The organism is Microbacterium sp. NPDC089190 (genome assembly GCF_040701795.1).
GTDB classification, from domain to species: Bacteria; Actinomycetota; Actinomycetes; order Actinomycetales; family Microbacteriaceae; genus Microbacterium; species Microbacterium galbum.
This window is the reverse complement of the sequence record NZ_JBFBHF010000004.1, coordinates 114,460-126,152: the sequence shown is the minus strand read 5'-3', so window position 1 is coordinate 126,152 and position 11,693 is coordinate 114,460. Positions and strand designations below refer to the sequence as shown.

The window sequence follows — 11,693 nt, the reverse complement described above, 5'->3', positions numbered from 1 at the left end:
GGTCCAGCAGGGCACGTGTCGGGGCGGGGGTTTTGCGCGATCTCCGCATTATCGAGTGTCGCGCGCCAAGCGGGCGGCGTGTTATGTTCGCCACGTGATCAAAGTTGACCATGCATCGTCATTACTCGACGTCCGCGGAGTGACCAAGTCCTTCGCCGGCGTGCAGGCCCTTCGCGGCGTCGACCTCGAGGTGCGGGCCGGCGAGGTCCACTGCGTGCTCGGCCAGAACGGGGCGGGCAAATCCACCCTGATCAAGACGCTCGCCGGGGTCCACCGCCCCGACGGGGGTGAGATCAGCTGGCAGGGGGAGACCGTGGAGATCGCCGGTCCCCAGGCCGCCATCGACCTCGGCATCGCCACGATGTACCAGGAGCTCGATGTCGTGGACGGGCTGACCATCGCGGAGAACATCTTCCTCGGGCACGAGCTCGCCCGTGGCGGCTTCACGAAGAGGTCCGCGGCGGCGCGACAGACCACGGAGCTGCTCCGCCGCCTCGGTCACGCGGGCCTCTCCCCGCACGCCGAGGTCGGCACGCTCAGCGCCGCCAACAAGCAGATCGTCAGCATGGCGCGCGCGCTCTCGCACGACATCAAGCTCATCATCATGGACGAGCCCAGCGCCGTGCTCGACAGCGAGGAGGTCAAGAACCTGTTCGCCGTCGTCCGGGAACTCACCGCCGAAGGCATCGCGGTCGTCTACATCACGCACCGCCTCGAGGAGATCCGGCAGATTGGCGACCGCATCACGGTGCTCAAGGACGGTCGTACCACCGCGGTGGGTCTGCCGGCCGCCGAGACCCCCACGCCGGAGCTGATCCGGCTCATGACCGGACGCGAGATCACCAACGTCTTCCCCGAGCGCGTCCCGGTCGCGCCCGACGCCCCGGTCGTCCTCGAGGTGACGGACCTCTCCCTCACCGGTGTCTTCTCGGATGTGTCGTTCTCCGTGCGTGCAGGAGAGGTGGTCGGCCTCGCCGGGCTCGTCGGCTCCGGCCGGTCGGAGATCCTCGAGACCGTCTACGGCGCTCGTCGCTCGTCGGGCGGCAGCGTCAGCGTCAGAGGTGTGGCGCTTCCCCGCGGGTCGGTGTTCGCCGCCGTCCGCGCCGGCGTCGGACTCTCGCCGGAGGAGCGCAAGAGCCAGGGTCTCGTGCTGGACGAGCCGATCTTCGTCAACGCGACGATGGCGTCGATGTCACGCTTCGCCAGAGGCGGCTTCCTCGACGATCGCTCTGCGCGCCGGGTGGCGCAGGAGCAGATCGAGGCTCTCGAACTGCGGCCCGCCGACCCCGACCGTGCGGCCCGGACGCTCTCCGGCGGCAATCAGCAGAAGATCCTCCTCGCCCGATGGCTCATCCACGGCACCGAGGTGCTGTTGCTCGACGAACCCACCCGCGGCGTCGACGTCGGCGCCCGCGCGGAGATCTACACCCTCATCCGCGACCTGGCCGCCGCCGGGAACGCGGTCGTCGTGGTCTCCAGTGAGATCGAAGAAGTGCTGGGCCTGGCGGACGTCGTGCTCGTCGTGTCCGACGGCCAGATCCTCCGTACGCTCCCCTCCCACCAGATCGACGAGCACGGTGTGCTCGACCTCGTCATGAAAGGATCCGCCGCGTGAGCGAGCCGACCACCCCGACCCGTGCGCGCACGGTTCCGACCGAGGCCGGCACGGCCCCGGTCACCTCCACCGCGGCGTCGCCCGTGAAGGCCTTCTTCTCCGGCTCCGCCGGGCGCAACGTCGGCCTCGTCGTCGCCCTCGTGGTGATGCTCATCGTCGGCGCCATCACCGCTCCGGGGACATTCCTCACGGTCGACAACATCTTCGTGATCCTCCGACAGGCATCGATCACGGGGGTCGTGGCCATCGCCATGACGCTCGTCATCATCGCCGGTGGAATCGACCTCTCGGTCGGATCGGTCGTGGGCCTCGCCTCCGTCGTCGGCACCCTCGCCGTCGTGCAGGACCTCGCCGATTCCATGCACTGGATCGTGTTCGTCGTCTTCGCCCTCGCCGTCGGTGCGGCCGCGGGCCTCGTCAACGGCATCGTGATCGCGTACGGCAACGTCGTGGCGTTCATGGCGACCCTCGCGATGCTCGTGGGTGCGCGCGGTCTCGCGGAGATCCTGGCCGAGCGTCGCACGCTCGTGGTCGAGGACCGCAGCTTCATCACCTTCATGAACGCCGACATCCTGGGCGTGAACATGCTCATCTGGATCTTCCTGATCGTCGCGGTGCTCGGATGGGTGCTGCTGAACCGCACCACGTTCGGTCGTCGCACGGTCGCGATCGGCGGCAACCGCGAGGCGGCGCGGCTGGCGGGCATCAACGTCAAGCGCCATGTCATGTGGCTCTACGTTCTCGCCGGTCTGGCCTCCGGTATCGCCGGCGTGATGTTCCTGGGTCGCACCACGGCTGGAAGCTCCACGAACGGCCAGCTCCTCGAACTCGATGTCATCGCGGCCGTCGTGGTCGGGGGGACCCTGCTCGTCGGCGGCCGCGGCACGATCGCCGGCACCGTCTTCGGAGTGCTCATCTTTGCGACGCTGACGAACGTGTTCATTCAGAACAATCTGTCGTCTTCGGTTCAAGCCGTGGCGAAAGGTGTCATCATCGTGGTCGCGGTGCTTCTCCAGCAGCGCTTCTCCCGCCCACCCGGGCGGGGCTGACGACTTCCCCTGCCGACGGCGGCTGCGTGATCCGCGTAGCCGCCGTCGCCACGTGGATGGAACAGAAGACAACTAGTGGTGTACTGAGGGCGTGAAGAGGATGACGACAGATTCGATGCAGTCGGTCAACGGCGTGAGCCAGTTGTTCCAGCTGCTGCGAGACGGCGTTCCGCGCACCCGCGCGGAGCTGGCGAAGTCGACCGGCCTGGCTCGATCCACGGTCGCGATGCGCGTGGACGAGCTGATGCGCATGGGTCTCATCACCCCCGTGGCGGATGCCGTGTCGACGGGCGGTCGCCCGCCCTCGCAGTTCGCGATCAATCCGGCGGCCAAGGTCGTCGTGGCCGTCGACCTCGGCGCCTCGCACGGAACGGTCGCCATCGCCGACCTCACCGGCAAGGTCCTTTCCGAGCGGACCGGCGACATCGACATCGCGCAGGGCCCCGAGCCCGTGCTGACCTGGCTGGTCGAGACCGCCTCCGCACTGCTGACGGAATCGGGCCGCTCGGTCTCCGACGTGGCGGCGATGGGAATCGGCGTCCCCGGTCCCGTCGAGCACTCCACCGGCCAACCGGTGAACCCCCCGATCATGCCGGGCTGGGACCGCTTCGACATCCCCGGCTGGATCTACGAGCACATGCCCGTGCCCGTCCTCGTCGACAACGACGTGAACATCATGGCCCTGGGCGAGCGCAGCGTCGCGTGGCCCAGCGTCGACCACTTCATGTTCGTCAAGGTGGCCACCGGTATCGGCACCGGCATCATCTCCGACGGTCGCCTCCAGCGGGGCGCTCAGGGCATCGCCGGCGACATCGGTCACGTCCAAGTCGCCCGGGGCGCGGACATCCCCTGCCAGTGCGGCAACCGCGGGTGCCTCGAGGCTCTGGCATCCGGTCCGGCAATCGCCCGCGCCCTCCGGGCGCAGGGCATCGACGCCCACACCGGTTCCGACGTCGTCGACCTCGTCAAGCGCGGCAACATCGACGCGATCCAGGCCGTGCGTCAGGCCGGACGCGACATCGGCGAGGTGCTCACCACCTGCGTGAGCCTCATGAACCCCTCGGTCATCGCGATCGGCGGGTCGATGGCGCGCGTCGGCGAGCATCTCATCGCCGGAGTACGCGAGGTCGTCTACACGCGGTCGACGCCGCTGGCGACCGAGTATCTGTCGATCGTGCAGTCCATGGCGGCGGAGAAGGCCGCCGTGCTCGGCGCGAGCATGCTCGCCGTCGAGCACGCGCTCGCGCCCGAGTCGCTCAACGCGGCATTCCTGCGCGTCTGAAGCCATACGCGCTCCGCCGCCCCGAGTGCTCGGGGACCGGGGAGAAGATCCTCCCGCTGTCGCGCTGAGAGGGCTCGCGGGGTCCGTCCGAGCGGCTGGCCCGGCCTTCGGTGACGGGCCGGCGAACACCCCTGCCGCTCTCTTGGGGTCGTATCCGTAGCGCATCCTTTCCCCTCCGGAGCACGCGTCGGATCGGTGGGCTGCGCGTGCGAGCGTCGACTCGCGCAGACCCCTACGCCATCGCGCAGAACGCCCGCCATCTCGATGGCGGGCGTTCGTGATCATCACCCGCGGCGCAGGGTGTCCCTCCCCGCGCCGCGGGCGGTCTCACGGGGCGCGGCGCGCGGACCGCGTCGACGGGTCGTCGAGCCCGGGCGCGGAGGGAGACTCCACTGCGCCGGCCGCGACGAGCGCGCTGGTCCCGCCCGCCTGGGCCGTCGCCGCGGCCACGGCGGATGCGATCTCTCGGGCGTGGGCCGCCTTGCGGCGGCGGGCGGCGACGATGCGCCAGACCACGATCAGGGCGAGGACGGCGAGGATCGCCATCGCCGTCCACGGCATCGCGGCGGTCGCGGCGGTCGCCTGCGACACGAGGGGATCGAAGGTCGACGGCTCCGTACCGGCGAGCGTCCGCGTGACGACCTGCGAGGTGGCGGTCACCTCGGCCGCCAGCAGACCCAGAGGAGCGACGCCCGCGACCTCGACCGTGCGTTCGAGCGAGCTGCCGGGAAGGAGTTCGGGTGCGTCGTCGGCGGCGGTGACGCGGGCCCAGCCGAGCGGGCCGCTCAGGGCGACGTCGACGTCGGGGTCGAGGCGCGCGTTTCCGGCGTTGGTCAACGTGTAGCGAACGGTCGCGGAACCCGCCTCGAGCGGGTTGGCGGTGCCGTGATAGTCGACCGAGACGCCGTCGACGGTGAGCGCGGGGGCGAGATCGCCGAGCACACGCAGGTGCATGCGCGAGCCGAGACGGCGCTCGGTGACGGTCCCGGTGTCGGAGGTAACCGACATGGATGCCACGATCCCCGCGGCGTAGTCGCCGGGTGGGGTGTCCGAGGGCACAGCGACGGTGAACGGCACCTCGGCGTCCGCGCCGCTGTCGAGTGTCAGCTCCGTGGTCTCGATCGAGACCCAACTGCCCAGGTCGGTCGACGCGGAGCCTCCCGCGAGGATGTCGAGCGCGCCGTCCTCGGTGAGGAAGCCGTCGGCGGCGTATACCTGGAGCGTGATCGGCTCCGCGCTGCGGTTGGCGACGTACAGCGCATCCCCGACCGTGCCCCCGGGGGCCAGGTCGTAGGCGTAGTTGGGCCGGTCGCGCCCTTGCGCGGTGTCGGCGGGTTTCACGCTCCACGTCACGGTGGTGTCGGGCGCGGCCGCGGCCGACGCGGCGACGGGCGTGCCCAGCGCGAGCGCGAGGCCCGTGATGAGCGACAGGAGGAGACGGAACGGACGGGGGGACATCGCCTGGGACATGGGCGGGGCTTCCTGTGAGAAGGGAGGGACCGTCGGGGTCGCGGCGGTCAGACGGCCGCGACCCCGACGGGTGGGGATCAGCTGAGGGCGGTCAGCGTCACGGTCGCGGTATAGGTGCCGCGGGGGGTCTCGAGCGGGAGCTTGAGATCCAGGTCGGCGCCCACGAGCGAGGAACCGCGCTCGTGGCCGTCGTTCGCCTGTGCGAGGGTGCGCGCGACGGACAGGCCGCGACCTTCGTCGAAACCGGATGCCACGGGGGCGCCCGCGACGGCACCTCCCTGCGTCTCCACGATCTCGGGCGTCCAGCCGAGGTACTTGCTCGACACCTCCTGGCCGCCGGCGGTGAAGTTCGACACCTGTGCGGTCAGCGACCATCCCGGGTTGCCGGCGCGGGTGTCCTGGATACGGATCGGCACGATGGCGCCGCTCGCGGCGTAGTGGTCGAGCGCCTCGCTCGCCACGCCCAGGTCGACGAGGGCGGAGGTGCCCTCGATCGACCACGTCAGCTCACCCGAGCCCTGCTCCGGCACGGTGACGGCGATCGACTGGTCGCCCGCCGGCGGCTCGGCCGGGGCGGTCCCGGTGTAGTCGCCGGACGTCGTGCCCGCCCGTACGCCTTCGCCGAACGCCGCAGCCGGGCTGTTGCCGTCGAGAGCGAGTGCCCCGTACACGGTGGTGGCGGCGACACGGAGGTTCGCGTTGTTGCCGGTGAGCGACAGGCCGCCTCCGATGGTGTTGGCGAACGCGTCCACGCCGCCGTCGGCGGTCGCGCCGATGAGCACATCGCGGCCGCTGCCCGCAACGGTGACGTCGCCCTTCACGATCGCGCCCGAGACCGAGACGCCCCAGGCCGAGCCGTCGACGCTCACATCGGCGCCGACGGAGGTGCGCACGATGTCGACGTAATTCGCCTGCCGGGTGCTCAGCGAACCGGTGATCGAGCTGTCGACGACCTCGACGTCGATCCCGCCGGCTTCGACCGAGCCGCCGACCCGCAGGTCGTTGACGTAGAGGAAGCCCACGGTCGTGTCGACGGAGTAGGCGCTGACGTCTCCTGCGACGGTCGTGCCGTCGAGCGAGACGCCGTACGCGTCGGTGGCGACGACGTCGCCGGTCACGGTGACCGAGGTCGCATCCAACCACCCGCCGGCTTCGACGATGACGTCGCCCTCGACGGTCGCGCCGCCGAGCACGCAGTCAGCGCCCCCGGGAACGACGAGGTTCCCCGAGATGGTCTGGCTGCCGAGATCCTCCGCGCACGTCAGATCGGCGGCGTAAGCGGGGACGGCCACGACGCTGCCCCCGATGACGAGGAGCCCGACGGTGGTGAGTTTCGTGATTCTGTTCATCTGTTCTTCCTCGTCGCTCAGCCGCGCAGGGCTGCGATGTTGTCGTAGCTGCGGTCGGCGTTCGCCAGGGAGTCGCCGGGATTGACCGGCACCGTGGAGGCGTTGTCCTGCTCGAACATGCCGAAGCGCTGGCCGCGGTCGCGCAACTGCGACAGGAACGCCGTGTAGTCGATGTTCCCGGCGCCGAACTCGACGATGTCGTAGCCGTTGGCGCTGTTCGGGTTGAGCTTGCCGTCCTTCAGATGGAGGATCGGGAACCGCCGGGGATCACGTTTGATGTAGTCGATCGGCTCGAACCCGGGGTACAGGTGCTTTCCGACGTGCGCCCAGTAGACGTCCATCTCGAAGAACACCGTCTCGGGGTCGAGATTCGCCCAGTAGAGGTCGTAGACGCGCTCGTTCGTGTCGGTGGTGAAGCCCCACTCCTGAGCGTGGTTGTGCAGATAGAGCTTGATGCCGGCCGCCCGCCCCTTCTCGCCCATCTGGTTCCACGTGCCGATGGCCTGCATCCAGGGATCTTTTGCGAGAGGTCCGCCGTACCCGCCGGCGATCGGTCCGCCCTGGCCGAGGTGCGGCATGCCCAGCACGTGCGCGATCTCGAGCTGCTGGTCGATGTTGGCCGGGGTGAGGTTGACGTGCGCGCCGGTCGCCCGCAGGCCGTTGTCGTCGAGCAGCTGTCGGATCTCCTGCGGCGTGATGGCGCCGAGGTTGCCCTGGGTGTAGCCCGCGAACTCGATCTCCGAGTAGCCGATGCGGGCGAGCTCCTCGAATACCGCGCGGAAGCCCAGCGAGCTGACCTTGTCGCGGACGGTGTAGAGCTGGATGCCGATGCGGTTGACGGGGACGAGACGCTTCCCGGCGCTGACCGGGGGAGCGGCCGCCGCGGCGCGGGCGCCGAAGGCGGTGGATGCCGAGGCTGCCGCGGGCATGGCGGCGGCGCCGATGCCGACGGCGACGGACGACGCCGCCAGGGCCTTGAGCAGGGTGCGCCGGCTCATGGGCCGATCCGGCACCGTGGGGTGCGCGTGGTCGTGGTGGTGACTCATGACTCTCCTTCGAGGTGGGTCCGCCCCGGGCCGGGGACGACCGTGAGGGTGGTGGGGGCCGCGGTGCGCGACCCCCACCCGGGTGTTACTTCTTGACGGTCAGGTTCGCGCTGCCGCTGCTCTTCGCGATCCCGGTCGAACCGGTGTACGACGCCTGCACCTGGTAGGCGCCCTCCGCGCTGAGCTTGGGCAGGGTCATCTGGGCGGTGCCATCGGCGCCGAGCGTGCCGGTGAGGGTGGCGACGACCGTGTTGTTGCGACGGATGGTCACCGTGGCGTCGCCGGTCGGGACGATGCCCGTCGACGAGGCCACCTGGACCGTGGCGGTGGCCGCCACGGCGGGCTTGACCGGCGTCGGCGAGACGGCGACCGAGGTCGCCGACTTCGCCTGCGACACCGTGAGACGACCGATGCCGGCCGATCCCTTGAAGGTCTCGTCGGCCCCGTAGGTGGCCCGCAGGGTGTGCGTGCCGACCGGCAGGTCCGCCGGGAGGGCGACGACGGCGTTGCCCTCGGCGTCCAGAGTCGCGCGACCGAGCTCGGTGTCGCCGACCGTGAGCGCGACCTCGCCCGTGGGGGCGCCGCCCTCTCCGCGCACCGACACCGTCACGTCGCCCGGGGCGCCATAGGTGACGCGCGGGGAGCCGAGCGAGACGAGCGTGCGGGTGTCGACTGTCGGCTCGTCGGGAGCATCGAGGTCGATCGTGAACGACACCGAACCGAGCTCCGACACGTTGCCGCCGGTGTCGGTGGCCCGGTAGCGGATGTCGTAGGCGCCGTCCTGATCGAACGTCACCCCGTACTGCTGGTTCGCCGCCAGGTTCTCCCAGGTCGCGCCGTTGTCGCGCGAGTACTGGACGCTCGCGAGCGTGCCGTTGTCGGCGGCCTGCACCGAGAAGCGCACGGGCTCGTTGAACACGCCGCCCGCACCTGTCGGGGTGGCGGGGTCCAGCGTGTGCGCGACCGTCGGCGGTGTGACGTCTCCGACGCCGTCGCCGACCATCGTCAGCGCATCGACGGCCAACTCGTCGGCCGAGGTGACGTAGAGCGCTCCGGTGCCCTCGGGGGCCTCGAAGGCGATTTCGACGTCCTGCCAGCCGGCGCCCGCGGGGATGGTGGCGGTCGCGAAGGGCTCGGCGTCGGCGGCGCCCCAGCGCAGCTGGACCTCCCCCGCGCCGGTGGCGCGGACCACGGCACCGTCGATTCCGGCGAAGTTCACCGGGTCGTAGGCGAGGTAGTCGCCTGCTCCGAGTCCGCTCACGGCGTTGCCACCCGAGGCGTCGGCGTCGGCGTACGTGGTGACGCCCTCACGACGGATCGCGTGCTCGGCCTGCTGCTGCTTCGGATTCAGGCGAACGGTCGCCTCGCCCGTGGCCGCGGGCAGACCGTTGGCGCCCGCATCCGTGTAGGTGACCACGACCGCGCCGTAGAGCAGGGCACCGGGGCCGTGCTCGGGCGAGTTCGGGTCGGTGCGGAAGACACCCGTGCAGCCCGTGCCCGAGACCTCAGGGTGGGCGTGCTCGTCGTGACCGAGACCATAGGTCCAGCTCACGCGCGAGCATTCCGTGGCGTCGCCGTCTTCGGCATCCGTCGTCGTGACCTGGAACGGGATCGCTTGACCCCAGTCGAAGAACGCGCCGTCGCCGGGGAAGGCCACGGTCACCTCGGGCGCCTGGTTGCCCACCGACATGGTGCGCGAGGTCAGGCCGAAGCGTCCACCCGGGTCGGACACGCGCAGGCGGGCACTGTACGTGCCCAGTTCGGTGTACGTGTACGAGGCGGTCGCGCCGGTCGCGTCGTAGGTGCCGTCACCGTCGAAGTCCCACTCGTAGGTGAGGGTGTCTCCGTCGGGGTCGGTCGAGGGCGACGCGTCGAACTCGACGGTCAGGGGGGCTTGCGACGACGAGGTGGGCGTCGCGGTGAAACGCGCCTGGGGCGACTTGTTCCCGGCGACGTAGTCGATGCGATACAGACCGGCATCGGGGTTGGCGCGGAAGAAGCCGTCGCCGTAGTCGAGCACGTACATCGAGCCGTCGGGCCCGATCTCCATGTCCATGGGGTTGTCGTGCGGCGGCTGACCGAGGGTGCTCAGGGCGGCGTTGGGCAGGAAGTCCTCGATCCCGCTGACCTCGAAGGTGTCCCAGTCCAGTGTGAACGCGGCGATGTAGTCCTGCGAGAACTCACCCATGAACGCCTTGCGATCCCAGTGCGGGGGGAGCTTCGTGGGCGAGGGGTTGTTCTCGTCGTAGTGGTAGACGGGTCCGCCCATGGGGCCCTGGCCGTTGCCGGCGCCGAAGTCCACCAGTTCGTCCCACGGCTGGTCGCCGGGGTTGTCGCCGTACCAGAGGGTCGCGGGCTGCGCGGGGGGCAGGTCGGTGAGGCCGGTGTTCCAGCGCGACTCGTTCTTGAGGTCGGTCGGGTCGAAGAACGCACCCGGCGTCGCCGTGGCGAAGTCCCAGTCGTTGTACGCCTGGTTGTCGGCGTGCACGTAGGGCCAGCCGGCGTTCTGCGGCTCGTCGAGGCTGATGGCGTTCCACTCCACCAGACCCATGGGTCCGCGCCCCGCGGTTTCGGCGACGGCCTTCGTCGCGTCGGGGCCGTAGTCGCCCCACGACAGCGAGTTGGTCTCGACGTCGACCTCGATGCGGAACGGGTTGCGCACACCCATGACGAAGATCTCCGGGCGGGTCAGCTCGGTCCCGGGGGCGAAGAGGTTGCCCTCGGGGATCGTGTACGAGCCGTCGTCCTCGACGTGGATGCGCAGGATCTTGCCGCGAAGGTCGTTGGTGTTGCCGGCACCGCGCCGCGAGTCGAAGCCGGGGTTGTAGCCGGGGGCGTCGTTGTTGGGCGCGAAACCGTTGGCTCCCGGGGTGGATGCCGGGGTGTTGTCGCCAGTGCTCAGGTAGAGGTTGCCCTCGCCGTCGAAGCCGATGTCGGCGCCGACGTGGCAGCACTGTCCGCGCTGGACTTCGATGTCGAGGATGGTCTGCTCGGTGGACAGATCGAGCTGGTCGCCGTCCCACTGGAAGCGGGCGAGACGGTTCACACCGACCCACTGGTCCCAGTACGACTCGTCGGCGCCCGCGGGCAGCGTGTTGGGGGAGTTTCCCGCCGGGGTGTCGGCCACGCCGTCGCCGTCCGCGTCGCGGGGCGAGTACACGAGGTAGACCCAGTTGTTCTCGGCGAAGTCCGGGTCGAGGGCCACCGTCTGCAGGCCGTCTTCCGAGTTCGCGTAGACGTCGAGCGTGTTGGTGACCCGCGTGACGCCCGTGGCGGGGTCCGTCAGGCGCACGTCGCCGTTTCGCGCGGTGTGGAGCACGCGCTTGTCGGGGAGGACGGCGAGGTCGATCGGCTCGCCGACGTCCTTCGTCAGCAGCACGCGCTCGTAATTGCTCCAGTCGAGGGCGCCTTCGCCCTCGCCCGTGTCGCCGGGGTCGGGCGTTCCGGGATCGGTGGGATCGCCGTGATCGCCGCCCGGGTCGGTGGTTCCGTGGTCTTCCCCCTCATGCGCGAAGGCGGGGGCGGGCACAGCGGCGAAGACGCCCAGTCCCAGTGCGGTGGCCGCGAGGGCCGCCGTCAACCGGGACCGGACAGCCGGATGCCGAGAAGTAGAGTTCATCGTGAAACAGCTCCTGTGAATGCGTTCGAGTTGTTTTCACCGGGTCGCCACGCGTCGCTGCAACGACGTCTGTGGCGGCCCGGGCTCTTCAGCGGTGGCGGTCGGCCACGCGCGATCTGCTCCTCCGCTCTTCGTCGAGTTCGGATGGGACGCCGAGCACCGCTCGGTGCGGCGGTGGTTGGGCGAGCCTCGGGGGGATGAGCGCCCCAGGGGGTGGGCGATTGCTCTGGTCGTCATCTTGACCGATGTTTGTCCATAGGTCA

The 11,693-nt window shown here is 70.1% G+C and carries 7 protein-coding genes; 3 read left to right on the top strand and 4 right to left on the bottom strand.

Annotated features, from left to right (window positions below; translation table 11 throughout):
• Positions 1-139: 139 nt before the first annotated feature.
• The 3 genes from AB0230_RS14010 (at position 140) to AB0230_RS14000 (ending at position 3,946) form a co-directional block, all read left to right on the top strand.
• Entirely contained in the window at positions 140-1,615 is a 1,476-nt protein-coding gene (locus AB0230_RS14010; protein ID WP_315994606.1) for a sugar ABC transporter ATP-binding protein, read from the top strand.
• Complete coding sequence (locus AB0230_RS14005; RefSeq protein ID WP_315994448.1) at positions 1,612-2,664, top strand: ABC transporter permease; 1,053 nt, start codon at positions 1,612-1,614, stop codon at positions 2,662-2,664. The genes AB0230_RS14010 and AB0230_RS14005 overlap by 4 nt, the downstream gene beginning before the upstream one ends.
• A 100-nt stretch (positions 2,665-2,764) precedes the next feature.
• The gene (locus tag AB0230_RS14000; protein WP_315994449.1) at positions 2,765-3,946 is read left to right on the top strand and encodes an ROK family transcriptional regulator; all 1,182 of its coding nucleotides are present in this window, start codon (positions 2,765-2,767) and stop codon (positions 3,944-3,946) included.
• A 327-nt stretch (positions 3,947-4,273) separates the two neighbouring features.
• Here the strand turns inward: AB0230_RS14000 and AB0230_RS13995 are convergent, their stop codons facing one another.
• From AB0230_RS13995 to AB0230_RS13980, 4 genes are all read right to left on the bottom strand, one after another.
• Positions 4,274-5,416, bottom strand: coding sequence for an NEW3 domain-containing protein (locus AB0230_RS13995; RefSeq protein WP_315994450.1), 1,143 nt, complete (start codon positions 5,414-5,416; stop codon positions 4,274-4,276).
• A 77-nt stretch (positions 5,417-5,493) separates the two neighbouring features.
• Positions 5,494-6,765, bottom strand: coding sequence for a hypothetical protein (locus AB0230_RS13990; protein ID WP_315994451.1), 1,272 nt, complete (start codon positions 6,763-6,765; stop codon positions 5,494-5,496).
• A 17-nt stretch (positions 6,766-6,782) separates the two neighbouring features.
• A complete protein-coding gene (locus AB0230_RS13985; protein WP_315994452.1) occupies positions 6,783-7,811 on the bottom strand; it encodes a TIM barrel protein in 1,029 nt (342 codons plus the stop codon).
• A gap of 85 nt (positions 7,812-7,896) precedes the next feature.
• Positions 7,897-11,430 carry a PQQ-dependent sugar dehydrogenase gene (locus AB0230_RS13980; RefSeq protein WP_366376361.1) on the bottom strand — a complete coding sequence of 1,178 codons (3,534 nt, stop codon included), beginning with the start codon at positions 11,428-11,430 and terminating at the stop codon, positions 7,897-7,899.
• Positions 11,431-11,693 lie beyond the last annotated feature (263 nt).